This is a genomic window from Pseudomonas sp. BP6 (assembly GCF_017875935.1).
In the GTDB taxonomy this organism is placed as follows: Bacteria; Pseudomonadota; Gammaproteobacteria; order Pseudomonadales; family Pseudomonadaceae; genus Aquipseudomonas; species Aquipseudomonas putida_Y.
This window is the reverse complement of sequence record NZ_JAGINI010000001.1, coordinates 5,784,438-5,808,636: the sequence shown is the minus strand read 5'-3', so window position 1 is coordinate 5,808,636 and position 24,199 is coordinate 5,784,438. Positions and strand designations below refer to the sequence as shown.

The 24,199-nt window shown below is 63.0% G+C and carries 22 protein-coding genes; 15 read left to right on the top strand and 7 right to left on the bottom strand.

Going from position 1 to position 24,199, the window contains the following annotated elements; translation table 11 throughout:
* Window positions 1-4 precede the first annotated feature (4 nt).
* The 4 genes from J3A98_RS26320 to pilG all read right to left on the bottom strand — a co-directional run bounded on the left by J3A98_RS26320 (window position 5) and on the right by pilG (window position 3,443).
* Window positions 5-2,029, bottom strand: a complete 2,025-nt coding sequence (locus J3A98_RS26320) for a methyl-accepting chemotaxis protein (RefSeq protein ID WP_339444141.1) — start codon at window positions 2,027-2,029, stop codon at window positions 5-7.
* Between the two features lie 47 nt (window positions 2,030-2,076).
* Entirely contained in the window at window positions 2,077-2,631 is a 555-nt protein-coding gene (locus tag J3A98_RS26315; protein WP_176683067.1) for a chemotaxis protein CheW, read from the bottom strand.
* A complete protein-coding gene (gene pilH, locus J3A98_RS26310; RefSeq protein WP_003249327.1) occupies window positions 2,628-2,993 on the bottom strand; it encodes a twitching motility response regulator PilH in 366 nt (121 codons plus the stop codon). The genes J3A98_RS26315 and pilH overlap by 4 nt, the downstream gene beginning before the upstream one ends.
* Before the next feature lie 63 nt (window positions 2,994-3,056).
* Window positions 3,057-3,443 carry a response regulator gene (gene pilG, locus J3A98_RS26305; RefSeq protein WP_209969594.1) on the bottom strand — a complete coding sequence of 129 codons (387 nt, stop codon included), beginning with the start codon at window positions 3,441-3,443 and terminating at the stop codon, window positions 3,057-3,059.
* Between the two features lie 238 nt (window positions 3,444-3,681).
* On the opposite strand from pilG, the gene gshB reads away from it, so the two are divergent.
* From gshB to J3A98_RS26235, 14 genes are all read left to right on the top strand, one after another.
* Window positions 3,682-4,635 (top strand): glutathione synthase, encoded by a 954-nt coding sequence (gene gshB, locus J3A98_RS26300; protein ID WP_209969591.1) that lies wholly within the window; start codon window positions 3,682-3,684, stop codon window positions 4,633-4,635.
* Window positions 4,636-4,726: 91 nt separating this feature from the next.
* A complete protein-coding gene (locus J3A98_RS26295) occupies window positions 4,727-5,632 on the top strand; it encodes an energy transducer TonB (protein ID WP_176683066.1) in 906 nt (301 codons plus the stop codon).
* Between the two features lie 169 nt (window positions 5,633-5,801).
* Window positions 5,802-6,371: a YqgE/AlgH family protein gene (locus tag J3A98_RS26290; protein ID WP_209969588.1), complete on the top strand. Its 570-nt coding sequence runs from the start codon at window positions 5,802-5,804 to the stop codon at window positions 6,369-6,371.
* The gene (gene ruvX, locus J3A98_RS26285; protein ID WP_003249316.1) at window positions 6,371-6,796 is read left to right on the top strand and encodes a Holliday junction resolvase RuvX; all 426 of its coding nucleotides are present in this window, start codon (window positions 6,371-6,373) and stop codon (window positions 6,794-6,796) included. Before J3A98_RS26290 ends, ruvX begins: the two co-directional genes overlap by 1 nt.
* A 49-nt stretch (window positions 6,797-6,845) precedes the next feature.
* Entirely contained in the window at window positions 6,846-7,364 is a 519-nt protein-coding gene (pyrR, locus tag J3A98_RS26280; protein WP_176683065.1) for a bifunctional pyr operon transcriptional regulator/uracil phosphoribosyltransferase PyrR, read from the top strand.
* A 12-nt stretch (window positions 7,365-7,376) separates the two neighbouring features.
* Window positions 7,377-8,381, top strand: a complete 1,005-nt coding sequence (locus J3A98_RS26275) for an aspartate carbamoyltransferase catalytic subunit (protein WP_209969585.1) — start codon at window positions 7,377-7,379, stop codon at window positions 8,379-8,381.
* A complete protein-coding gene (locus tag J3A98_RS26270) occupies window positions 8,378-9,649 on the top strand; it encodes a dihydroorotase (protein ID WP_209969582.1) in 1,272 nt (423 codons plus the stop codon). Before J3A98_RS26275 ends, J3A98_RS26270 begins: the two co-directional genes overlap by 4 nt.
* 211 nt (window positions 9,650-9,860) lie before the next feature.
* Window positions 9,861-10,391 (top strand): ATP-dependent protease subunit HslV, encoded by a 531-nt coding sequence (gene hslV / locus J3A98_RS26265; protein ID WP_003249309.1) that lies wholly within the window; start codon window positions 9,861-9,863, stop codon window positions 10,389-10,391.
* Window positions 10,392-10,467: 76 nt separating this feature from the next.
* Window positions 10,468-11,811, top strand: a complete 1,344-nt coding sequence (gene hslU, locus J3A98_RS26260; RefSeq protein WP_003249308.1) for an ATP-dependent protease ATPase subunit HslU — start codon at window positions 10,468-10,470, stop codon at window positions 11,809-11,811.
* Between the two features lie 166 nt (window positions 11,812-11,977).
* On the top strand, window positions 11,978-12,355 hold the full coding sequence (locus tag J3A98_RS26255; RefSeq protein ID WP_003249306.1) for a DUF971 domain-containing protein: 378 nt from the start codon (window positions 11,978-11,980) through the stop codon (window positions 12,353-12,355).
* A gap of 268 nt (window positions 12,356-12,623) precedes the next feature.
* Window positions 12,624-14,303 carry a class II poly(R)-hydroxyalkanoic acid synthase gene (phaC, locus tag J3A98_RS26250; RefSeq protein ID WP_209969579.1) on the top strand — a complete coding sequence of 560 codons (1,680 nt, stop codon included), beginning with the start codon at window positions 12,624-12,626 and terminating at the stop codon, window positions 14,301-14,303.
* Between the two features lie 62 nt (window positions 14,304-14,365).
* Entirely contained in the window at window positions 14,366-15,217 is an 852-nt protein-coding gene (gene phaZ, locus J3A98_RS26245; RefSeq protein WP_209969576.1) for a poly(3-hydroxyalkanoate) depolymerase, read from the top strand.
* A gap of 48 nt (window positions 15,218-15,265) precedes the next feature.
* Window positions 15,266-16,948, top strand: coding sequence for a class II poly(R)-hydroxyalkanoic acid synthase (phaC, locus tag J3A98_RS26240; RefSeq protein WP_209969572.1), 1,683 nt, complete (start codon window positions 15,266-15,268; stop codon window positions 16,946-16,948).
* Between the two features lie 12 nt (window positions 16,949-16,960).
* Complete coding sequence (locus tag J3A98_RS26235) at window positions 16,961-17,575, top strand: TetR/AcrR family transcriptional regulator (RefSeq protein WP_209969570.1); 615 nt, start codon at window positions 16,961-16,963, stop codon at window positions 17,573-17,575.
* Window positions 17,576-17,696: 121 nt separating this feature from the next.
* Here the strand turns inward: J3A98_RS26235 and J3A98_RS26230 are convergent, their stop codons facing one another.
* Together J3A98_RS26230 and J3A98_RS26225 are read right to left on the bottom strand one after the other, a co-directional pair.
* Window positions 17,697-18,428, bottom strand: a complete 732-nt coding sequence (locus J3A98_RS26230; RefSeq protein ID WP_209969566.1) for a phasin family protein — start codon at window positions 18,426-18,428, stop codon at window positions 17,697-17,699.
* Between the two features lie 10 nt (window positions 18,429-18,438).
* Window positions 18,439-18,858, bottom strand: a complete 420-nt coding sequence (locus J3A98_RS26225; RefSeq protein WP_209969562.1) for a phasin family protein — start codon at window positions 18,856-18,858, stop codon at window positions 18,439-18,441.
* A gap of 179 nt (window positions 18,859-19,037) precedes the next feature.
* Between J3A98_RS26225 and J3A98_RS26220 the strand changes: the two genes are divergently transcribed.
* Window positions 19,038-23,798, top strand: a complete 4,761-nt coding sequence (locus J3A98_RS26220; protein WP_245354965.1) for a DUF6543 domain-containing protein — start codon at window positions 19,038-19,040, stop codon at window positions 23,796-23,798.
* A gap of 18 nt (window positions 23,799-23,816) precedes the next feature.
* Here the strand turns inward: J3A98_RS26220 and J3A98_RS26215 are convergent, their stop codons facing one another.
* On the bottom strand, window positions 23,817-24,092 hold the full coding sequence (locus J3A98_RS26215) for a polyhydroxyalkanoic acid system family protein (RefSeq protein ID WP_003249289.1): 276 nt from the start codon (window positions 24,090-24,092) through the stop codon (window positions 23,817-23,819).
* Between the last annotated feature and the right edge of the window lie 107 nt (window positions 24,093-24,199).

Sequence of the window (24,199 nt, the reverse complement as noted above, 5' to 3'; positions counted from 1 at the left end):
TTCCTCAACGCGGCTCGGTAGGTGGCGGCAGGGTGAATCCGGACACCGAACGGCGCATCTCACTGGCCATGCGGGCCAGGTGGCGGATGCTGTCGGCGGTGGCACCGGAGCCGGCGGAGGTTTGCGCGGTGATCTGCTGGATCACCGCCATGGTGTGGGAGATCTGCCCGGCCGACGAAGTCTGCAACTGGGCAGCGTCAGAGATGCTGTGGATAAGGTCGGCGAGGTTCTGCGATACCCCTTCGATCTCGGCCAACGCCACCCCGGCATCCTGAGCCAGGCGGGCACCACGCACCACTTCGGCGGTGGTCTGCTCCATGGAGATCACCGCTTCGTTGGTATCGGCCTGGATGGTACGCACCAGCGCCTCGATCTGGCGGGTGGCAGACGATGAGCGCTCAGCCAGACGCTGCACCTCGTCGGCAACCACGGCAAACCCGCGGCCGGCTTCACCGGCCAACGACGCCTGGATGGCGGCATTCAGGGCAAGAATGTTGGTCTGGTCGGCAATGTCGTCGATCAGGCTTACGATGTCGCCGATTTCCTGAGAAGACTCGCCCAGACGCTTGATCCGCTTGGCGGTGTCCTGGATCTGCTCGCGAATGTTGTCCATGCCGTCGATGGTGTTGTGCACCACCTCGTTGCCCTTGTTGGCGATGGCCACCGAACGCTCGGCCACCTTGGCCGATTCGTAAGCATGCGCCGAAACCCGGTCGATCGACTCGACCATGTCACCCACCGCCTCGGACGCCTCGCTGATCTGTGCGGCCTGGTGCTCGGAGGCCTTGGCCAGTTGCCGCGCGGTGTTCTGCGTGTCCTGCACGGCGGCCGCGACCTGCACTGCACTGTGGTTGATGGTGGCGACCAGATCGCGCAACTGGTCCACGGAATAGTTGATCGAGTCGGCAATGGCGCCGGTGAAGTCTTCAGTCACCGATACGGTCACCGTCAGGTCGCCATCTGCCAGCTCTTCGATTTCGTCGAGCAGGCGCATGATGGCCTGCTGGTTGCGTTCGTTCTTTTCTGCGGTCTCGCGTAGTTGGCGGTTGGTGGTACGCACCATGACCAGGCCGATAAGGATGATCGAGGCCAGCGCCAGCAGGCCCAAGGCATAGCCGCCAACGGTGTCGAGGGTACGACCGCCGGCCAGGTTCTCGAAACCGTTCGCCAGGTGTGAAGCTTCGTCGAGCAGGGTTTGCGACAGGCTGAAGATGTTGCCCGCAGCCTCCCGCACACGGAACAGTTCGGGCGAGGTTTCGAGGATTTCATCCACCGAACCGGCAACGAACTGGAACAACTCGGCGATTTCGGCCAGCCGTGCGCGGGCGTCGGCGTCTTCGACACGGGTTACCTGGATCGTCGTATTGCCATTGAGCATGCCCTCCAGCACCTGGCCAAAGCGCCCGGCGTCACGGCCGAAGGCATCGGCCGCCTGCGCGGCGCTGTCGTCACCCGCCAGGACGGTGTTGACCGAGCCAAGAATACGTTCGGCCAGCAACAGTTGGCGTTGGGCCACTGCAACCTGGCTGGCCGGGGCACCGCTCTGCAGCAGGATCTCGACCACTTTTTCGTATTCCACCTGCAGCTGCGGCACGGTCTCGGCCAGGGTCGCTGCCACCTGGTGCAGCGACAGTACGGTCTGCTCGCTGGCCAGGATGATGTCGGTGTTCTTGCGCAGGTTTTCCCAGTCGCGGCGTACCGATTCCATCTCGTCACGCACCGAAGGCGGCGCAGGCGGCAGGCCAGTGGACTTGTCACCCTGGCGCAGGTAGCCCCAGCGCTGTTCGAAATCATTGCGCGCATCCGACAGCAGCTTGAAGGCCAGGGCCTTGCCAGTGGCCGCCTCGGTGGCGTTCTTGGCTATACGCTGCGACAGCACGCGCAGCTCGCCGGCATGGCCGATGTACTGCTTGTCGTAGTTGGATTGGGTATTCAGGTAAGCAAAGTTGGCGAACAGCAAGATGATCGAAAGGATCAGTATCAGGAACAGCACGGTGATCTGCGCGATGCTGCGGGTACGTGGGCTCACGGTGGTGGCAGTGACGGGGGTGGCAGGCTTGTTCACGTTCGCAGGTCCTATAACGCCACATCGAGAAAGCCCGGCGCCTGGGCCAGGGCAAAGGGGCTGAAGATCGCCCAGTTACGTTCACGCGGAAAATACCCCTGCACAAAGCGTGCAGCGGCAGCGATCAGAGGCTGCGGCGGCGACAACTGCAGGCTGTCGAGGGCAAAGTGCTGAAGGCCCAGCACCTCGTCGACCAGCAAGCCGACGAACAGGTCGTCGTGATCCAGCACCAGCACTCGCCGCTGCTTGCCCGGTGCGGCGTGGCCCAGGCCGAAGAAGCAGCTCAGGTCCATCACCGGCAACAGCCGGCCACGCAGGTTGGCCACCCCGCATACCCATGGCTGCACGCCGGGGACGCGGCTACTGCGCGGTTCGCGCAATACCTCGGCCACTTCGCCCATGGGCGCGACGAACCACTGCCCGGCAATGCGAAAGCCAATGCCGCTCCACTGCTGCACGCGGTTGTCCTGCGGCGGCTGGTCGGCGACCAGCAGGCGGCAGCGCCGGTCGATGTCCAGCAGCAACTCAAAGGCGGTCAGCGACGCGCCTTGCGGGCGGGTGGTCAAGCCCCCAGCACTTCTTTGAGTTTGGCGATCAGCGCCTCCTCTTCCACCGGTTTGGTCAGGAAGTCACGGGCACCCTGGCGCGTGGCCCAGATACGGTCGGTTTCCTGGTCCTTGGTGGTTACCACGATCACTGGAATAGCGCTGGTGTCCGGGTCCTTGCTGAGCTGGCGGGTGGCCTGGAAGCCATTCATGCCAGGCATGACGATGTCCATCAGCACCGCGTCGGGCTTGTCCTGCCGGGCCAGGGCCACGCCGTCGGCACCGTTGCTGGCCTTGAGCACCTGGTAGCCGTGCTTTTCCAGCCATTCGGTCAATCTGTACATCTCTGTCGGCGAGTCGTCGACAATCAGAACTCGGGCCATGCTGTTTCCCCATCAGGAAAGTAGGACCGCGCCATGGCGGGGGCTCGGTCAGGGTGCGTGTTGTTAAGGTGCGGCAAACCCGGGCACATGGGCGCGGATCGCGTCGAGCAGTTCTTCCTTGCTGAACGGTTTGGTCAGAAACTGATCGGAACCGACCACCCGGCCGCGGGCCTTGTCGAACAGGCCATCGCGGGACGACAGCAGGATAACCGGGGTGTCCTTGAAGGCACTGTTGTGCTTGATTACCGCGCAGGTCTGGTAGCCGTCCAGGCGTGGCATCAGCACATCGACGAAAATGATGCTGGGCTGATGGTCGACGATCTTGGCCAGGGCATCGAAGCCATCGCTGGCGGTGATCACCTCGCAGCCCGCTTCACCGAGCAACATCTGCGCGGTGCGGCGGATCGTGCGGGAATCGTCGATCACCATCACCTTCAGGGGTTGTTCCATAGACGCCTACCAATAGGATTGAAGCCGCAAGTTGCAAGCGGCAAGCTGCAAGAAAGCAGCTCGGCGCATGGATGCTCTTTTCTTGAGGCTTGTAGCTCAAGGCTTGCAGCTGCATTTTTAGCATACTCCGGGTGGCCATTCCATCTGCCGCGCCCCTTGACCGTCGGCGTTCGCGGCGCCACCCTGAGCCACTTTTCTTTCGATCCACCGCGGCCACCTGCCGCCAAGAGGACCCCCCATGAGCGTTCGCCTCGGCATTGTGATGGACCCCATCGCGTCCATCTCCTACAAGAAGGACAGCTCGCTGGCCATGCTTCTGGCCGCCCAGGCACGCGGCTGGAGCCTGTTCTACATGGAACAGCAAGACCTGTATCAGGGCGAAGGCAAGGCCCGCGCCCGCATGCGCCCGCTGAAGGTGTTTGCCGACCCGGCGCGCTGGTTCGAACTGGGCGAGGAGCAGGACAGCCCGCTGGCCGAACTGGACGTGATCCTGATGCGCAAGGACCCGCCCTTCGACATGGAGTTCGTCTATAGCACTTACCTGCTGGAACAAGCCGAGAACGACGGCGTACTGGTGGTAAACCGCCCGCAAAGCCTGCGCGACTGCAATGAGAAGATGTTCGCCACGCTGTTCCCGCAATGCACCACCCCGACCCTGGTCAGCCGCCGCCCGGACATCATTCGCGAATTCGCTGCCACGCATGCCGACGTGATCCTCAAGCCACTGGATGGCATGGGCGGTACGTCGATCTTCCGTCACCGGGCGGGCGACCCCAACCTGTCGGTGATCCTGGAAACCCTGACCGCACTGGGCACCCAACAGATCATGGCCCAGGCCTACCTGCCGGCAATCAAGGACGGCGACAAGCGCATCCTGATGATCGACGGCGAGCCAGTGGACTATTGCCTGGCACGCATTCCGGCCAGCGGTGAGACCCGTGGCAACCTGGCCGCTGGCGGGCGTGGCGAAGCCCGCCCACTGACCGAGCGCGACCGCTGGATCGCCGCCCAGGTCGGCCCGACGCTGCGCGAGAAGGGCCTGCTGTTCGTTGGCCTGGACGTAATCGGCGACTACCTCACCGAAATCAACGTCACCAGCCCCACCTGTATTCGCGAAATCGATGCCGCCTACAACACCGATATCGGTGGCAAGCTGATGGATGCCATTGATCGCAAGCTCAAGGCACGCTGACAGCCAACGCGAAGTAAAGCCGTAGAGTGGGGTATGATGCCGGTCCTATTCGACTGAGCTGCTGCCCCGCCCTGCGGTTGCTGGATACCTGATGACGCTGCCCGCTGACGTCCCTGCCGACCTGCTGCCTCCCCGTGTTCGCCCTGCGGACCGGCTCGGCTTCACCCTGTTCCTGGCTGCGCTGGTGCACCTGGCGCTGATCCTCGGCGTCGGCTTCACCGTGGTCAAGCCTGCCGAAATCCGCCACACCATGGACATCACCCTGGCCACCTTCAAAAGCGAGAAACCGCCCGAGAAGGCTGACTTTCAGGCCCAGGACAACCAGCAAGGCAGCGGCACCCTGGACAAGAAGGCGGTGCCCAAGACCACCGAGCTGGCACCGTTCCAGGACAGCAAGATCAACAAGATCACCCCACCGCCTGCGGCCAGGCCCGAGGTGGTCCCACCCCCTCCTCCCAAAAAGTCGGCGGTGGTGACTACTGCACCCAAGCCGCACAAGGTCGAACCCAAACCCAAGGAAAGCAAAGCACAGCCCAAGCCAGCCGCACCGGTGCCGGACTTCGACAGCTCGCAGCTGTCCAGCCAGATCGCCAGCCTGGAGGCAGAGCTGTCCAACGAGCAGCAGATGTACGCCAAGCGCCCGCGCATCCATCGCCTGAACGCCGCGTCGACCATGCGCGACAAGGGCGCCTGGTACAAGGAAGAGTGGCGCAAGAAGGTCGAGCGCGTGGGTAACCTGAACTATCCCGACGAAGCGCGCCGGCAGCAGATCTACGGCAACTTGCGCATGATGGTGTCGATCAACCGCGATGGCTCGCTGTACGAGGTGCTGGTGCTGGAATCATCCGGCCAGCCCGTGCTGGACCAGGCGGCGCAGCGCATCGTGCGGCTGGCGGCGCCGTTTGCACCGTTTACCGGGGACCTGGCCGAGTTCGACCGGCTGGAGATCATCCGCACCTGGCGCTTTGCCCGTGGGGACCGTTTGTCCAGTAACTGATTTTCTGCCTGTTCCGGCCCCTTCGCGGGCACGCCCCCTCCCACAGGTTGCTAACCGGCGCTGAAGCCTGTGGAGTACCGGTGGGAGCGGGCATGCCCATGAAGGAGCCGGCACAAGCGACACAAAGCCCACCTTGTCAGCCTCGCCACCTGGCGCCACACTATCCCCCATGAAAACCCTCGCACCGAGCTACCTCAAGCACCAGTTCCTGATCGCCATGCCGCACATGGCCGATCCGAACTTCGCCCAGACCCTCACGTACATCGTCGAGCATAATGAGCATGGCGCCATGGGCCTGGTGGTCAACCGACCACAGGAACTGAGCCTGGCCGACATCCTCGAGCAACTGCGCCCGGACGAAATGCCGCCGGCCAGCACCTTGCAGGTGCCGATCTACCAGGGTGGCCCGGTACAAACCGACCGCGGTTTCGTGTTGCACAGCAGCGAGTGCAGCTTCCAGGCCAGCGTGGCGCTGGAGGGGCTGTCGCTGACCACGTCACAGGACATATTGCTGGCTATCGCGGCCGGGGTGGGCCCGAAGCAGAGCCTGATCACCTTGGGCTATGCCGGTTGGGAAGCGGGCCAACTGGAAGCGGAGCTGGCCGACAACGCCTGGCTGAACTGCCCGTTCGACCCGGACATTGTCTTCGGCGTGGCCAGCGACCTGCGCCTGGAGGCTGCGGCCGCCAGCCTGGGGATCAACCTGCACCTGCTGACCAGCCAAGCGGGCCACGCCTGATGGCTGAGCTACGCCTGCTGCTGGGCTTCGACTATGGCAGCAAACAGATCGGCGTGGCCGTCGGCCAGGTGATTACCGGCCAGGCCCGCGAACTGTGCACCCTGAAGGCGCAGAACGGCGTACCGGACTGGGCCCAGGTGGAAAAGCTGATTGCCGAATGGAAGCCAGATGCCATTGTCGTCGGCCTGCCGCTGAACATGGACGGCACGCCCAGCGAAATGAGCGCCCGCGCCGAAAAGTTCGCCCGCCGCCTGAACGGCCGCTTCAACCTGCCCGTGCACACGCACGACGAGCGCCTGACCACCTTCGAGGCCAAAGGCGAGCGCATGGCCCGTGGCGGCCAGCGTGGCAGCTACCGCGACAACCCGGTCGATGCCATTGCCGCTGCCCTGTTGCTGCAAGGCTGGCTGGAGGCCAATACCTGATCATCTTTGCCGCCGGGCCCACCCGGCGCACCCTTCCGAGGAGCCCGCAATGAGCCTACCCAATCCCGCCGAGCTGATCCGGCAGATGGCTGTCGACCTTCGTGCCCACCTGGCGCGCCGGGCAATCACCGAGCCCCGTTACATCGGTATCCGCACCGGCGGCGTCTGGGTTGCCCAGGCCCTGCAGGAAGCCATGGGCGACACCAGCCCCATGGGTACTCTGGACGTATCGTTCTACCGCGACGACTTCAGCCAGAACGGCCTGCACCCGCAAGTGCGTCCGTCCGAGTTGCCGTTCGAAGTCGAAGGCCAGCACCTGGTGCTGGTGGACGACGTGCTGATGAGCGGTCGTACCATCCGCGCGGCGCTCAACGAACTGTTCGATTACGGCCGCCCGGCCAGCGTTACCCTGGTCTGCCTGCTGGACCTGGATGCCGGCGAACTGCCGATTCGCCCGAACGTGCTCGGCGCCACCCTGTCGCTGGCCGCCCATGAACGGGTAAAATTGACCGGACCCGCACCGCTCGCCCTCGAGCGCCAGGACCTCGCCTCCGCTTCCGCCCTTTAAGAGTCCCCCGCGATGACGCCAATCGACGCCAAGCGCCCGCTGCAGCTCAATGATCAGGGCCAGCTGCGCCACTTCCTCTCGCTTGACGGTTTGCCCCGCGAACTGCTCACCGAGATCCTCGAAACCGCCGACTCCTTCCTGGAAGTCGGCGCCCGGGCTGTGAAAAAAGTCCCGTTGCTGCGCGGCAAGACTGTGTGCAACGTGTTCTTCGAGAACTCGACCCGTACCCGTACCACCTTCGAACTGGCAGCCCAGCGCCTGTCGGCCGACGTAATCAGCCTGAACGTGTCGACCTCCTCGACCAGCAAGGGCGAGACCCTGTTCGATACCCTGCGCAACCTCGAAGCCATGGCGGCCGACATGTTCGTCGTGCGCCATTCCGACTCCGGCGCCGCGCACTTCATCGCCGAGCACGTGTGCCCGGAGGTTGCCGTGATCAACGGCGGCGACGGCCGCCACGCGCACCCGACCCAGGGCATGCTCGACATGCTCACCATCCGCCGCCACAAAGGCAGCTTCGAGAACCTGTCCGTGGCCATCGTCGGCGACATCCTGCACTCGCGTGTGGCCCGTTCCGACATGCTCGCCCTCAAGGCACTGGGCTGCCCGGACATTCGCGTGATCGGCCCGAAAACCCTGATCCCGATCGGTATCGAGCAGTACGGTGTGAAGGTCTACACCGACCTCGCCGAAGGCCTGAAAGACGTCGACGTGGTGATCATGCTGCGCCTGCAGCGTGAGCGCATGGCCGGCGGCCTGCTCCCCAGCGAGGGCGAGTTCTACCGCCTGTTCGGCCTGACGACTGCACGCCTGGCCGCGGCCAAGCCCGATGCAATCGTCATGCACCCGGGCCCGATCAACCGTGGCGTGGAAATCGAGTCGGCGGTTGCCGACGGCAAGCACTCGGTGATCCTCAACCAGGTCACCTACGGCATCGCCGTGCGCATGGCCGTGCTGTCCATGGCCATGAGCGGGCAGAACGCGCAACGTCAATTCGACCAGGAGAACGCCCTGTGACCATCAGTATTCTCGGCGCCCGGGTCATCGACCCCAACAGCGGCCTGGACCAGGTCACCGACCTGCACCTGGACGGCGGCCGCATTGCCGCCATCGGCGCCGCACCGGCCGGTTTCAGCGCCAGCCGCACGATCCAGGCTGTTGGCCTTGTCGCTGCGCCCGGCCTGGTCGACCTGGGCGTGTCCCTGCGCGAGCCGGGTTACAGCCGCAAAGGCAACATCGCCAGTGAAACCCGCGCGGCCGTTGCCGGTGGTGTCACCAGCCTGTGCTGCCCGCCGCAGACCAAGCCGGTGCTGGACACATCGGCAGTGGCCGAGCTTATCCTTGACCGCGCCCGCGAAGCCGCCAACAGCAAGGTCTACCCGGTCGGCGCCCTGACCAAGGGCCTGGAAGGCGAGCAACTGGCCGAACTGGTGGCCCTGCGTGACACCGGTTGCGTAGCATTTGGCAACGGCCTGAAGGAAATCCCCAACAACCGTACCCTGGCCCGCGCCCTGGAGTATGCCGCCACCTTCGATCTGACGGTGGTGTTCCACTCCCAGGACCGCGATCTGGCCCAGGGCGGCCTGGCCCACGAAGGTGCCATGGCCAGCTTCCTCGGCCTGCCAGGCATCCCGGAAAGCGCCGAAACCGTGGCCCTGGCGCGCAACCTGCTGCTGGTGGAACAAAGCGGCGTGCGTGCGCACTTCAGCCAGATCACCAGTGCCCGTGGCGCGCGGCTGATCGCCCAGGCCCAGGCCTTGGGCCTGCCTGTGACCGCCGATGTAGCGCTGTACCAGCTGATCCTCACGGACGAGTCGCTGCGCGAGTTCTCCAGCCTGTACCACGTGCAGCCGCCACTGCGCACCGCTGCCGACCGTGACGGATTGCGCGAGGCGGTGAAGTCGGGGGTGATCCAGGCAATCTCCAGCCACCACCAGCCGCACGAGCGCGACGCCAAGTTGGCCCCGTTCGGCGCCACCGAGCCGGGTATCAGCAGCGTCGAGTTGCTGCTGCCACTGGCCATGACCCTGGTGCAGGACGGCCTGCTCGACCTGCCGACCTTGCTGGCCCGTCTGAGCAGCGGCCCGGCTGCCGCCCTGCGCCTGCCGGCCGGTGAGCTGAAAGTGGGGGGCGCGGCCGACCTGGTGCTGTTCGACCCGCAAGCGTCCACCGTTGCCGGCGAACAATGGTTCTCCCGCGGCGAGAACTGCCCGTTCATCGGCCACTGCCTGCCGGGTGCGGTGCGTTATACCTTGGTCGATGGCCACGTCTGCCACGAGGCCTGAGTAACATGCTTCGCGGGCACGCCCGCTCCCACAGGATCACCACAATTCCAAGGCATGTGGTAACCCTGTGGGAGCGGGCATGCCCGCGAATGCCTTCACATAGTCCCCCCGCCAAGCGCGACCATTCATCCCCCCCGGTTGAAATCCTTCCCCCCACCCCCATATGAGTCTGCATCAGGCACTTTCGCCCCGCTGCGTGGAGACTCTCCCCTTGACCACAATCGTTTCTGTCCGCCGTAACGGCAAAGTCGTCATGGGCGGCGACGGCCAGGTATCCCTTGGCAACACCGTGATGAAAGGCAACGCCAAGAAGGTGCGCCGCCTGTACCACGGCCAGGTCATCGCGGGCTTCGCCGGCGCTACCGCCGACGCTTTCACCCTGTTCGAGCGCTTTGAAGGTCAGCTGGAAAAACACCAGGGCCACCTGGTACGCGCCGCCGTCGAGCTGGCCAAGGAATGGCGTACCGACCGCTCCCTGAGCCGCCTGGAAGCCATGCTCGCCGTGGCCAACAAGGATGCATCCCTGATCATCACCGGCAACGGTGACGTGGTCGAACCCGAAGACGGCCTGATCGCCATGGGTTCCGGCGGCGCCTATGCCCAGGCCGCAGCCCGTGCCCTGCTGAACAAGACCGACCTCTCGGCCCGCGAAATCGCCGAGACCGCCCTGAACATCGCCGGCGACATCTGCGTGTTCACCAACCACAACCTGACCATCGAGGAGCAGGACCTGGCCGACTGATTCAGCTGTTCTGGCGCCCCTTCCCGGCGAAGGGGCTTTTCCACGCTGACTCATCTGCCCAAGGACCGTATTGATCATGTCCATGACCCCCCGCGAGATCGTCCACGAACTCAACCGCCACATCATCGGCCAGGACGACGCCAAGCGCGCCGTGGCCATTGCGCTACGCAACCGCTGGCGGCGCATGCAGCTCCCTGCCGAGCTGCGTGCCGAAGTCACCCCCAAGAACATCCTGATGATCGGCCCTACCGGCGTCGGCAAGACCGAAATCGCCCGCCGTCTGGCCAAGCTGGCCAACGCGCCGTTCCTCAAGGTCGAAGCCACCAAATTCACCGAAGTGGGCTACGTGGGCCGCGACGTCGAGTCGATCATCCGTGACCTGGCCGATGCCGCGCTGAAGATGCTGCGCGAGCAGGAAATCATCCGCGTGCGCCACCGCGCCGAAGACGCCGCCGAAGACCGCATCCTCGACGCCCTGCTGCCCCAGGCGCGCGTCACCAGCTTCAGCGAAGAAGCCGCACAGACCAGCAGCGACTCCAACACCCGCCAGCTGTTCCGCAAGCGCCTGCGCGAAGGCCAGCTGGACGACAAGGAAATCGAGATCGAAGTGGCCGATGCCGTCGGTGTCGAAATTGCTGCGCCGCCCGGTATGGAAGAAATGACCAACCAGCTGCAGAGCCTGTTTGCCAACATGGGCAAGGGCAAGCGCAAAGCGCGCAAGCTGAAGGTAAAAGAAGCGCTGAAGATGGTTCGCGATGAAGAAGCGAGCCGCCTGGTCAACGAGGAAGAGCTCAAGGCCAAGGCCCTGGAAGCGGTCGAACAGCACGGCATCGTGTTTATCGACGAAATCGACAAGGTTGCCAAGCGTGGCAACGTTGGCGGCGCCGACGTGTCCCGCGAAGGCGTGCAGCGCGACCTGCTGCCGCTGATCGAAGGCTGCACCGTCAACACCAAGCTGGGCATGGTCAAGACCGACCACATTCTGTTCATTGCCTCGGGTGCCTTCCACCTGAGCAAGCCGAGCGACCTGGTGCCCGAGCTGCAAGGCCGCCTGCCGATCCGTGTCGAGCTGAAGGCACTGACCCCGGAAGACTTCGAGCGCATCCTGCAAGAGCCGCACGCGTCGCTGACCGAGCAGTACCAGGCATTGCTGAAGACCGAAGGCCTGAACATCGAGTTCCTCGCCGACGGCATCAAGCGCCTGGCCGAGATTGCCTACCAGGTCAACGAGAAAACCGAAAACATCGGTGCCCGCCGCCTGCACACCCTGCTCGAGCGCTTGCTCGAAGAGGTGTCGTTCAGTGCGGGCGACCTGGCCAGCACCCATGACGAAGCGCCGATCCAGATCGACGCGGCGTATGTGAACAGCCACCTTGGTGAGCTGGCACAGAACGAAGACCTGTCGCGTTACATTCTGTAAGACCGGTTTCGACAGCTTCGCGGGCACGCCCGCTCCTATACGGACCACCACAGGCCCAAGGCATGTCGTGATCTGTGCAGGGGCGGGCTTGCCCGTGAAGAGGCCCTTGAATCCCTTTCCCATAAGCTGGAAGCTGTGCTTCATCAGCTCCCGAGAGATTCTGCCCATGGCCCGCCTGCCTACCGCCATCAACCTGCACAAAGCCTCCAAAACCCTCAGCCTCACCTACGCGCCCGGCGAGGTCTACCACCTGCCCGCCGAATTCCTGCGCGTGCACTCTCCCTCCGCCGAGGTCCAGGGCCACGGCAATCCCATCCTGCAGTTCGGCAAGATCAATGTCGGCCTCAGTGGCCTGGAACCTGCCGGCCAATATGCACTGAAACTGACCTTCGACGACGGTCATGACAGCGGCTTGTTCACCTGGGAATACCTTGAGCAACTGTGCTTGCGCCAGGAACAACTGTGGGCGGAGTACCTCGACGAGTTACACAAGGCCGGCAAATCCCGCGACCCGGCCGAATCTGTGGTCAAGCTCATGCTCTAGCGCAAGGCCTGCGGGGTTTAGAGCGCATTTTCTAAATTCATCTGTTTGAATGACTTGAAGACAGCCCAGTGAAGGGCTGTCTTGCGCATTACACGAAAGTCGGGTAACCAATGTGTGTGGCAAGTTCCCTGCATGGCTTTTCAGGTCGTCAGGAGCCACGCAGCACCGCTGTTCCTTATCACTGGTCACCCGAGTAGCAGTACCGGGCTCAGGGCTGTGCACCCGCCACAGCAACCGGTACTCGTCTCAGGACAACGGAGCGTCGTAGATGAGTAACAAGAACAACGATGAGCTGCAGCGGCAGGCCTCGGAAAACACCCTGGGGCTGAACCCGGTCATCGGCATCCGCCGCAAGGACCTGTTGAGCTCGGCACGCACCGTGCTGCGCCAGGCCGTGCGCCAACCGCTGCACAGCGCCAAACATGTGGCTCACTTTGGCCTGGAGCTGAAGAACGTGCTGCTGGGCAAATCCAGCCTGGCCCCGGAAAGCGACGACCGTCGCTTCAATGACCCGGCCTGGAGCAACAACCCGCTGTACCGCCGCTACCTGCAAACCTATCTGGCCTGGCGCAAGGAGCTGCAGGACTGGGTCAGCAGCAGCGACCTGTCCCCCCAGGACATCAGCCGCGGCCAGTTCGTCATCAACCTGATGACCGAGGCCATGGCGCCGACCAATACCCTGTCCAACCCGGCTGCGGTCAAACGCTTCTTCGAAACCGGCGGCAAGAGCCTGCTCGATGGCCTGTCCAACCTGGCCAAGGACATGGTCAATAACGGCGGCATGCCCAGCCAGGTGAACATGGATGCCTTCGAAGTGGGCAAGAACCTGGGCACCAGCGAAGGCGCGGTGGTATACCGCAACGATGTGCTGGAGCTGATCCAGTACAGCCCCATCACCGAACAGGTGCATGCCCGCCCGCTGCTGGTGGTACCACCGCAGATCAACAAGTTCTACGTGTTCGACCTCAGCCCAGAAAAGAGCCTGGCGCGTTTCTGCCTGCGCTCGCAGCAGCAGACCTTCATCATCAGCTGGCGCAACCCGACCAAGGCCCAGCGCGAGTGGGGCCTGTCCACCTACATCGATGCGCTGAAAGAAGCCGTCGACGCGGTGCTGGCGATTACCGGCAGCAAAGACTTGAACATGCTCGGCGCCTGCTCCGGCGGTATCACCTGCACCGCGCTGGTGGGCCACTATGCCGCCATTGGCGAGAACAAGGTCAACGCCCTGACCCTGCTGGTCAGCGTGCTGGACACCACCATGGACAACCAGGTCGCATTGTTTGTCGACGAGCAGACCTTGGAGGCTGCCAAGCGCCACTCCTATCAGGCGGGCGTGCTGGAAGGCAGCGAAATGGCCAAGGTGTTCGCCTGGATGCGCCCCAACGACCTGATCTGGAATTACTGGGTAAACAACTACCTGCTCGGCAATGAGCCCCCCGTGTTCGACATCCTGTTCTGGAACAACGACACCACGCGCCTGCCGGCCGCCTTCCACGGCGACCTGATCGAAATGTTCAAGAGCAACCCGCTGACCCGCCCCGACGCCCTGGAAGTGTGCGGCACCGCGATCGACCTGAAACAGGTCAAATGCGACATCTACAGCCTCGCCGGCACCAACGACCACATCACCCCATGGCCGTCATGCTACCGCTCGGCACATCTGTTCGGCGGCAAGATCGAATTCGTACTGTCCAACAGCGGGCATATCCAGAGCATCCTCAACCCGCCGGGTAACCCGAAGGCACGTTTCATGACCGGTGCCGACCGCCCGGGCGACCCGGTGGCCTGGCAGGAAAACGCCATCAAGCATGCAGACTCCTGGTGGTTGCACTGGCAGAGTTGGCTGGGCGAGCGTGCCGGCGCGCTGAAAAAGGCACCGACCCGCCTGGGCAACCGTGCGTATGCCGCCGGTGAAGCCTCCCCAGGCACCTACGTTCACGAGCGTTGAGTTACAGCGCCGTGGCGGCCTGCAAGGCGCCACGGTGTTTACTTCACCCAAGAGTCACGTGCATGCCGCAACCCTATATCTTCAGGACCGTCGAGCTGGACAACCAGTCCATCCGCACCGCTGTTCGCCCCGGCAAGCCGCACCTGACGCCGTTGCTGATCTTCAACGGCATCGGCGCCAACCTCGAGCTGGTGTTTCCTTTCATCGAAGCACTTGACCCGGACCTGGAAGTCATCGCCTTCGATGTGCCCGGGGTCGGCGGCTCGTCTACGCCACGCAACCCGTACCGCTTCCCTGGGCTGGCCAAGCTGACCGCGCGGATGCTCGACTACCTCGACTACGGCCAGGTCAACGTCATCGGCGTGTCCTGGGGCGGCGCCCTGGCCCAGCAGTTTGCTCACGATTACCCCGAGCGCTGCAAGAAGCTGGTGCTGGCCGCCACCGCTGCCGGTGCGGTCATGGTGCCAGGCAAGCCCAAGGTGCTATGGATGATGGCCAGCCCCCGGCGTTACGTGCAGCCATCGCATGTCATCCGCATTGCGCCGATGATCTATGGCGGCGGCTTCCGACGTGACCCCGACCTGGCCATGCACCATGCCGCCAAGGTGCGCTCCGGCGGCAAGCTGGGCTACTACTGGCAGCTGTTCGCCGGGCTCGGCTGGACCAGCATCCACTGGCTGCACAAGATCCAGCAGCCCACCCTGGTACTGGCCGGCGACGACGACCCGCTGATCCCGCTGATCAACATGCGCCTGCTGGCCTGGCGGATTCCCAATGCCCAGCTACACATTATCGACGACGGCCATCTGTTCCTGATCACCCGGGCAGAAGCCGTCGCCCCGATCATCATGAAGTTCCTGCAGGAAGAACGTCAGCGTGCGGTCATGCATCCCCGTCCGGCTTCGGGGGGGTGAAACAGCTGCGGCCTGACAGGGAAATGGATTAGACGAGGGAGTGTTGCCATGAAAGACAAACCGGCCAAAGGATCGACAACGCTCCCCGCCACCCGCATGAACGTGCAGAACGCCATCCTCGGCCTTCGCGGCCGCGACCTGCTTTCCACGCTACGCAACGTCGGCCGCCACGGCCTGCGCCACCCGCTGCATGCCGCACACCATCTGCTGGCGCTTGGCGGGCAGTTGGGGCGGGTGATGCTGGGGGACACGCCCTACCAGCCGAACCCGCGTGACGCACGCTTCAGTGACCCGACCTGGAGCCAGAACCCGTTCTACCGCCGCAGCCTGCAGGCCTATCTGGCCTGGCAGAAGCAGACACGCCAGTGGATCGATGAAGGCCACTTGAACGACGATGATCGAGCCCGCGCCCACTTCCTGTTCAACCTGATCAACGATGCGCTGGCGCCCAGCAACTCACTGCTCAATCCGCTGGCGGTCAAGGAGCTGTTCAACACCGGCGGCCAGAGCCTGGTGCGCGGCGTGGCCCACCTGCTCGACGACCTGCGTCACAACGATGGGCTGCCGCGTCAGGTGGACGAGCGCGCCTTTGAAGTGGGCGTTAACCTGGCCGCAACCCCTGGCGCAGTGGTATTTCGCAACGAGCTGCTGGAGCTGATCCAGTACTCGCCGATGAGCGAAAAGCAGCACGCACGCCCACTGCTGGTCGTGCCGCCTCAGATCAACAAGTTCTACATCTTCGACCTCAGCGCTACCAACAGCTTCGTCCAGTACATGCTCAAAAGCGGCTTGCAGGTGTTCATGGTCAGCTGGCGTAACCCCGACCCACGCCACCGTGAATGGGGCCTTTCCAGCTACGTGCAAGCCCTGGAGGAAGCGCTCAATGCCTGCCGCAGTATCAGCGGCAACCGCGACCCCAACCTGATGGGCGCCTGTGCCGGTGGCCTGACCATGGCCGCACTGCAAGGCCACCTGCAAGCCAAGAAGCAATTGCGCCGGGTGCGCAGTGCCACGTATCTGGTCAGCTTGCTGGACAGCAAGTTCGAAAGCCCGGCCAGCCTGTTCGCCGATGAACAAACCATCGAAGCGGCCAAGCGGCGCTCCTATCAGCGTGGCGTGCTGGACGGTGGCGAAGTGGCGCGGATCTTTGCCTGGATGCGGCCCAACGACCTGATCTGGAACTACTGGGTCAACAACTACCTGCTCGGCAAGACACCGCCGGCTTTCGACATCCTGTACTGGAATGCCGACAGCACGCGCCTGCCCGCCGCGCTGCATGGCGACCTGCTGGAGTTTTTCAAGCTCAACCCCTTGACCTACGCGTCCGGGCTGGAGGTGTGCGGTACGCCGATCGACCTGCAGCAGGTCAATATCGACAGCTTTACCGTGGCCGGCAGCAACGACCACATCACGCCATGGGATGCGGTGTACCGCTCGGCGTTACTGCTGGGTGGCGAGCGGCGCTTCGTGCTGGCCAACAGCGGGCATATCCAGAGCATCATCAACCCGCCAGGCAACCCCAAGGCCTACTACCTGGCCAACCCCAAGCTGAGCAACGACCCGCGCGCCTGGTTCCACGATGCCAAGCGCAGCGAAGGCAGCTGGTGGCCGTTGTGGCTGGAGTGGATCACCGCCCGCTCCGGCCTGCTCAAGGCGCCGCGCACTGAACTGGGCAACGCCACTTACCCACCGCTAGGCCCCGCGCCAGGCACCTACGTGCTGACCCGATGAGCTGCTGACTGGATGAAAACCCGCGACCGTATCCTTGAATGCGCCCTGCAGTTGTTCAACCAGCAGGGCGAACCCAACGTATCCACCCTGGAAATTGCCAACGAACTCGGCATCAGCCCAGGCAACCTGTACTACCACTTCCATGGCAAGGAGCCCTTGGTACTGGGCTTGTTCGAGCGTTTTGAGGAAGCGTTGATGCCGCTGCTGGACCCGCCGCTGGAGGTGCGTCTGGACGCAGAGGATTATTGGCTGTTTCTGCACTTGATCGTCGAGCGCATGGCTCAGTACCGCTTCCTTTTCCAGGACTTGTCCAACCTCACCGGGCGCCTGCCCAAGCTCGCCCGAGGCATGCGCGGCCTGATCAATGCGCTCAAACGCACGCTGGCAGCGCTGCTGGCCAGCCTCAAGAGCCAGGGGCTGGTAGAGAGTGATACCCAGGCGCTGGGGCAACTGGTGGAGCAGATCACCCTGACGCTGATGTTCTCGCTGGATTACCAGCGTGTGCTGGGGCGCGAGGGGGATGTGGGGATCGTGGTGTACCAGGTGATGATGCTGGTGGCGCCGCATCTGCAGGCCCAGGCCCGGGCAGCGGCGGAGCAACTGGCGATGAAGTACCTGGAGGGGTAGGCCGAGCAGATCCGTGGTGGGGCCTTCGCGGGCATGCCCGCTCCCACAGGGTCTGCGCTGATGTTCGGATCTGCGCTGTACCTGTGGGAGCGGGCGAGCCCGCGAAGAAAGCGACGCGGTATCAGATCAGGGTACCGGTGCCAGTCGGTGCCGACGGCGTGCTGCTGGCCGGGGAAGCGGCAGGTGCCGGTGCTGTGGTCGCAGCAGGCGCAGCGCTGGCAGCTGGTGCTGCTGGTTTGGCCGCTGCCGGTTTGGCTGGAGCTTTCTTCACCGCAGGTTTCTTGGCTGCCGCAGGTTTGGCCGCTGCAGGCTTGGCTGCTGGCTTGGCTGCGGGTTTTGCCGCTGCGGTTTTAGCAGCAGGCTTGGCTGCCGCTGCCTTGGCCAGTGGCTTGGCCGCGGCCTTGCCCGCAGCCGGCTTCGTCGAAGTGCGCGAAGAAATCGGCGTAACCGAAGCACCGGTCAACTTCTCGATCTGCTTGGTCAGGCTATCCACCTGCTGGTGCAGTGCCTTGATCTCGTTGCGGCTCGGCACGCCAAGACGCGAGATGGCGCTGTTAAGGCGCTTGTCGAAGGCTTCTTCGAGTTCGCTCCACTTGCCCAGCGCACGGTCCTTCACGCCCGACACCCGCGAAGTGGTCGAAGACTTGGCAGTCTCGGCAACATCTTCAGCCGTCTTTTTCGCCTGCTTCTCGGCCTTCTCGCCATCCTTCACCAACGAGTCGAACAGCTTCGGTCCGTCCTGGTCGATCTTCGAATAGATACCCAGCCCCGCCAGCCAGATCTTGCGGGAGTATTTCTCGATCCCGCCGACCCAGGAGCTGCCTTCTTTTTCGGTGTTCTTCTTGCCAGCCATCCTGCTCTCCTTATGGTTTGTGCGCGACACGCTCAAGCAGCTCATGTAACTGTTCAAGCTTGATCGACAACGCCTCAACGTCATGTTTAGACGGAATACCCAGGCGATTCAAGGCGCGACCGACCCGTGCGTCAAAAGCTTTTTCGATCTTGTCGAGTTGAATTTCTACCTTGCCGGGTACGCGGCTCACTTCTTCACCGACTTCGTCAAGCTGGTGGTTGGCGGCATCGAGCTCTTTGTCGATGCGCTTCTTGCCGCGCGTCTCGACACTTTCACCCGCCCTGACCAGCTCCTTGAAATAATCAGAGCCTTCCTGACCAACGCGGGCGTAGGCGCCGATACCGGCCAGCCAGATCTTGCGCGCATAGCCGCGCACCTCGCCAAGCGTGCCCAGGGCTTCGTCTTTTTTCTTCACAATCACTTTGGCCATGCTGTGTACCTCATGCTCATGAGTGGTGGAAAACCGCCCACGGAGGTTGGGCTTGAACATAAGGTAGGGAAGAAAATTAGAAACCTCACCCTAAGGTCTTCGTTGTCGCATCTATATACCGCAAGCCCCTTCGCCCATAGCGCTAGCGTCGCAAGCTTCACCTCACGGACATCGACGCCATGACTGTTGTAGCAAACCCACCCAGGCTGACGTTCAAGCAAAGCGTGGCAGCCTGTTTCTCCAAACGACCCAGCCTGCGGGACGTTTTATCAAAGGAAGCATTCCTGACTTTCAGCGACCGGTATCCATGGTTGCACCGCAACCATCCTCATATCACATCGCTCGACCCTTTCGTCATCCTGCATGCACCGGCCAGCACAGATGATCTGCCACGTCAGAGCGGGCTGCTGGACGAGCTTCTCCGGCATTTCCTGACCAAGGAACGTGTGCAACTGGGCGCCGCAGACAAGCTGAGCATCAGCCCTCCCCATGTGTTTCAAGTTCAGCAGCAAGGCCAGGACAACATTCGCCAACCCGAAATCATGCCGGACCTGACGAAGCTCAGCGATGACTTCGATACCGTGCTTGGTGCGTTGATACCCGCCTTCCAGCAAGCCCAGGTCGGCTTCTGGAACGGATTCGACGAAGACAGCCAAATCTCGCGCATGCTCTGGCTGGAACACACCATCAAGGCCGCATTGCTCGAGAACCTCCCTCGCCAAGGCCTTGAAGATGATGAAACAGCGGCAATGTACACCCTGCTCGACGGGGTACACGACAGCCTGGCTGTCGAGGCGATACAAGTCACGCTCGGAACGGATAGCGGGGCACACACCGTTACCCTACCGGATCTATTGCTCATCACCACAAGTGGCAACCGCAACCTGGTTCTGCAATGCAAGCCCTGCGGTTCGGTTCGTCGCCATGTCGACCTGCCCAGCTTTGCCACTGCGCTGCAACAGCAGCTAGCGCAACGCTATCGCTTCGAGGCGTTGTCCTGGGCGCACACACCGGTGATCGGACGGCCTTTCGCCTTCCAGGCCAGGCAGCTGCTGAACGATATCCTTGACGACATCGGACGCCTGCGTCTTGGTGGACTGGCAACCGTCGACGAGTTGGAGCGACAACTGCGCCAGGTGAGCGACCCGTCAGCTTACTTCTTCGACCTGCCTTCACAGGAACGAACTGCACCCGCCGTCAGCCCGCCGCGATGGCTGCTCAATGCCAGCGCTGAGGACCGCTATGCCTATCACACTGCACTGCTCGATCTGGCGGCGAACCAAGGTCGGTCGAAAGGTCGCACATCGCTGGGCGATGTCGAGGATATCCGTGATTACGCCGCTCGCCGCTTGCGTGAGACCCTGCAGACCAGCTACCCAGACAAGGCGGTACACGACCCGAACGAGGTGCACATCCGCATTTCCCAGGCCATCATCGGCCCCGGCACACAAGGGCAGTCACTGTTCTTGCGCACGGTGCCCCTGACCGACCTGGCAATTTCACGCCTGCGGCTGGAGGCTGGCGAGGTGATGAGCGGGATGAATTTCGAGGACGGCTCGCCTGTAACCGACTGGCTGAGCATCGACCAGATCAGGGGCCTGATTCATCAGGTCGACATCGGCGGTCACTACCCCTCCTACCTGAAGGACCAAGTCAACACCCAACCGCGCAGGGCCGAGCGGATACGACAGCATGCCAGGGAATGGCGTTACGCCCTTCGGTTCAGCACCCTGAAGGCCAAGATCGAGCAACAGCTTGGCGAAACGGCAAGCCAGGCAATGCTCAGGTTCTGCCAGGGCATGGACAATGGCGTGGACCTTCTGCGCATCGCCCCCCTGGCGTTCCTTTGCGCGCCTGGCGCTTCGGCAAGCGATGTGGCACACGGGATGTTCATCATCGAAATACCGGCAAGCGGCAGTTGGGTCTTGTACCGCCCATTCTATGTCGACAAGGCGTTGCAGGAATTTCCGACCCTCGAACTGTTGATGGACGCAATCCGCAGCAGGGGCGAACTGCAAGAGAGCGTATTGGCCTGGCTCGACGATGACGCGCGTCCGATTTACCAGAACGACGGGTTCAAGCACCCGCACTTGCACCCGAATATTACAACGCTGACGCACTTGCTCAATGTGCCGGTCGAGCTGCTGGACGGCCTTTTGCAACGCCTCAGACGCCCGGTCCAGGCCTCGTTCCAGGCGTGGACGGAAGACCTGGACACTCATCTGTTCAACGCCCGTATCGAGACCATGTTATTGGCCTCAGCCAGCAACAGCGTCTCCAATGCTCAAGAAGTGCGGGCTTTGGTGAAGGAGGCTGCTTGGGCGATCTTCAATACCGTCACCCAACTTTGGCATGGCCCGATGACCACCCTGGTGTGGCTGGTGGTGGCGCTGTCGGCAGCCAAGGAAGACGTGGAGGCGCTGATCAAGCGCAGCGGTGACAACAAGATCGTCGCTGCCATAGACCTGATCACCAACCTGGCCTTGCTCCTTGCCCACCGCCCTGCAACGCCACCCGTCAACAGCGAAGAGGCCGCTACGCTCCGTTTTTCAGGCCCTGCACCGAAGGCAGACTCCCCGCCGCCAGCGCTCGAGCAGCCACAGGAGAAACCCTGGCAGGCCCCCGTCGAGGCGACGCAGCCCAGGATCATGCGGGTAAATGCCTGGTGTGAGGAGCAGAGCCTGAGCAAGCTGTCGGTCCAGGTGCGTCAGTCAATGGCCCAATTGCAAGCTTCGCAGCCGCTGGAAGGGCACGTGCCACTGGCAAAGGGCCGTCTGCGGGGGCTGTACAGCATCGCCGGCCGTTACTACGTCAAGCTCGGCGATGACGCCTATGAGGTCATCGAGACCTGGAACGGCATGCAGATCATCGGGCCCGAGCCGAGCAACAGCGAATGGGTGTCGCAATGGAATGGCGACCCGGACGGTTACCACATCATTGGTCGTGAGCGGCAAAAAGGGCCATGGCTTACGCGCTGGCATGAACAATGGACTTTGAACGTGAGCCTCTTTGGCGGCATGCCAAAGGACAGGCACACCATCAACGCTGAAAACCGCCAACGGTTCGACACGTTGAGCGCAACCGCCACGGCGAATCAATACACGCTTAATCAGATGGCGCCACTGATGGAACGCAGTCAAGTGCAACTGCAGGTTTATGACGACCTCGCGCTGGAGTACAGCCTGGCTGTCGATGCTCTGCCTGCACAGGAGCGCGCTTCACCGCCGCCAGCATTGCAACTTCAGAGGCAGGCACTCAAAGCCCAGCGCCTGCGCCACTTGCCAGAGATCAGGGCATCCGCACTCTACCTGGAACGGCAGAGCACGCTGTTGCATGGGAACATCGAAGTGTTCAAGGAGATGGCCGAACCACGGTTCAGCAAATTCGACACCCGAGCCCCGAACCGACGCCGATACGGCAATTGGTACGGTGCAGCCATCGAAAACGACATGCTGCTGTGCCGCCGCTTGCTGGAGCAGGTCGACCACCAGGCACTGAGCGCACAGTCCATCGGGCTGCCCCGCGTTCCAGAGACTGCCGAGCAGATACAGCAATACCTCGATTATCGCGAACGGGTACGCGATTCTAGCCAGGCCAGCCGCCGCCTGCTTGTCGTCAGCCAGCGGCTGGATCGGATCCTGGCGGAAACACTGCAGGACCCCAAGATCGATTTTCCCAATAAAGCCACGAAACTCGCCCAGACCATTGAACGCAGGACGTATTCGACACTGGTCATTCGGGCCCAGCTGCTCAGTGACCTGGCCTACCTCGCCGTGGACAAGACCCGCCTCTCTGCGGACACGGCCGAGGACTTGCTTGCGATGCGCGCGCCGCTCAGCGGCATCGAATTCAGCCGCACAGTGTGGAGCCACGACGGGCTGGCAGCCACCGAAGAGACGGCCCAAGTCAAAGCCGAACTGCTTCAGGATATCCTTCAGAAATACCGTACCGTGCTGGATCGAGCCCAATACATGAGGACACTGGACTCGCCTGCGCTGGTCGCTGACGTACTGGACGAATACATACGCGAACTGTCCTCCATTACCCAGATCACGGAGCAGCAACTGAGCGCGACCTTGACCAACCTCGACAGTGGCATCAGTCCCCCCTCGCCAGCGCCCTATCATCGCCCCGCAACGATCAAGCGCCGGGTCATCCGTGTTGACCAAGGCCGACCGCTGCTGGTGGAAATCGATCAAATGGGCAACCGGGCCATCCAGCGCAGTGCATTCAACCAGGAGCCTGCGGGCAGTTTCGCGCAACGCGACGGGGTGTGGCATGCCGTGCCTGAGCACGCGCGGCCGGCCCTGCATGACCGGGCACAGTTGCGCCAGCGAGCAAACCGCCTGCTGGCAGAGGTGGATGGAAAAATCGCCTTCGCCGCTCACTATGCCGATGAGCCCAACAGCCTGAGCGACTTTCTGGAATGGCCGGCAGGTGACATGCGCGAAGTGCAGCAGCAACTGACCGAGCTTAACAATCCACTGGATTACGGCTTGGTCGAACTCCTTCGGGCAGCGGTAGACCGCGTCCATCACGAAAAACTTCGGCTACTCACCGACGCGTATCTGAACACCCGCCATCCCGACGGCAAGGCCCTTCGCTTCCTGGCTGAGCAGAAGCGGATTCGGATCAGGCAAACCGTGATTCGCCGGCAGTTACGTCACGCCAATGATTACCTCGACGTCTACGAGGTTCGCGATGTGCAAGCGCCACAGCGGTTACTGTGGGAGGCGCATTTTCATTATCCCAGCCTCGAAGCGAGGGGGCATGACTTCGTCAAGGGCCACCTCAAATTCTGGGATGCGGGCGTAAGGGGCCGCAAGGCCCTGCTCGAGCAAGCAGCAAGCGCACGGGAGCGCATCGCGATCTACCGCGGCGATCTGCGCCTGGAGCAGGTGATTGGTATCATTCCCTTCCCGGCGGACGCGCCGCAGTAGCCAGAGAGCGGCGCCGGCTCAGGCCAGGGCCTTGTCCAGCGCCCGCTCGATCTCACCCTTGATGGTGCCACTCATCATCGACAGCATCATGCCCAGCTTCAATTCCACGCGGATGCTGTCGTCGCCAATGTGCACGCTGCCATTGGCGCCACTGCGCGCAACGTCCACGCGGTCGCCGTTCCAGGTGGCCTTGAGGTCGTACTCGCGGCTGAGCTTGTCGACCAGCGCTTCGGCCTTGGCGCGGGCGGCATCACGGCCGAGGGAGTGTTTGCGTTCGACGCTGATCTGGGTCATGCAGGCGTTCCTGAAGATGTAGACATAATGAGCATTATGCCCGCCCCTGCCCACTGGCACACCCCGCCAAGACAAATCCGCCCGTTCGCCCTAGAATGGCGGTAATT

Excerpts from the sequence above, each read along its gene's own strand:
- J3A98_RS26255 (WP_003249306.1), top strand. The coding sequence starts at position 11,978 with ATGGCCCGCCTGCCTACCGCCATCAACCTGCACAAAGCCTCCAAAACC.
- phaC (WP_209969579.1), top strand. The coding sequence starts at position 12,624 with ATGAGTAACAAGAACAACGATGAGCTGCAGCGGCAGGCCTCGGAAAAC.
- pyrR (WP_176683065.1), top strand. The coding sequence starts at position 6,846 with ATGAGCCTACCCAATCCCGCCGAGCTGATCCGGCAGATGGCTGTCGAC.
- phaZ (WP_209969576.1), top strand. The coding sequence starts at position 14,366 with ATGCCGCAACCCTATATCTTCAGGACCGTCGAGCTGGACAACCAGTCC.
- gshB (WP_209969591.1), top strand. The coding sequence starts at position 3,682 with ATGAGCGTTCGCCTCGGCATTGTGATGGACCCCATCGCGTCCATCTCC.
- pilG (WP_209969594.1), bottom strand. The coding sequence starts at position 3,443 with ATGGAACAACCCCTGAAGGTGATGGTGATCGACGATTCCCGCACGATC.
- J3A98_RS26225 (WP_209969562.1), bottom strand. The coding sequence starts at position 18,858 with ATGGCCAAAGTGATTGTGAAGAAAAAAGACGAAGCCCTGGGCACGCTT.
- J3A98_RS26215 (WP_003249289.1), bottom strand. The coding sequence starts at position 24,092 with ATGACCCAGATCAGCGTCGAACGCAAACACTCCCTCGGCCGTGATGCC.
- hslU (WP_003249308.1), top strand. The coding sequence starts at position 10,468 with ATGTCCATGACCCCCCGCGAGATCGTCCACGAACTCAACCGCCACATC.
- phaC (WP_209969572.1), top strand. The coding sequence starts at position 15,266 with ATGAAAGACAAACCGGCCAAAGGATCGACAACGCTCCCCGCCACCCGC.
- pilH (WP_003249327.1), bottom strand. The coding sequence starts at position 2,993 with ATGGCCCGAGTTCTGATTGTCGACGACTCGCCGACAGAGATGTACAGA.
- J3A98_RS26220 (WP_245354965.1), top strand. The coding sequence starts at position 19,038 with ATGACTGTTGTAGCAAACCCACCCAGGCTGACGTTCAAGCAAAGCGTG.
- J3A98_RS26275 (WP_209969585.1), top strand. The coding sequence starts at position 7,377 with ATGACGCCAATCGACGCCAAGCGCCCGCTGCAGCTCAATGATCAGGGC.
- J3A98_RS26235 (WP_209969570.1), top strand. The coding sequence starts at position 16,961 with ATGAAAACCCGCGACCGTATCCTTGAATGCGCCCTGCAGTTGTTCAAC.
- J3A98_RS26290 (WP_209969588.1), top strand. The coding sequence starts at position 5,802 with ATGAAAACCCTCGCACCGAGCTACCTCAAGCACCAGTTCCTGATCGCC.
- ruvX (WP_003249316.1), top strand. The coding sequence starts at position 6,371 with ATGGCTGAGCTACGCCTGCTGCTGGGCTTCGACTATGGCAGCAAACAG.
- J3A98_RS26295 (WP_176683066.1), top strand. The coding sequence starts at position 4,727 with ATGACGCTGCCCGCTGACGTCCCTGCCGACCTGCTGCCTCCCCGTGTT.
- J3A98_RS26230 (WP_209969566.1), bottom strand. The coding sequence starts at position 18,428 with ATGGCTGGCAAGAAGAACACCGAAAAAGAAGGCAGCTCCTGGGTCGGC.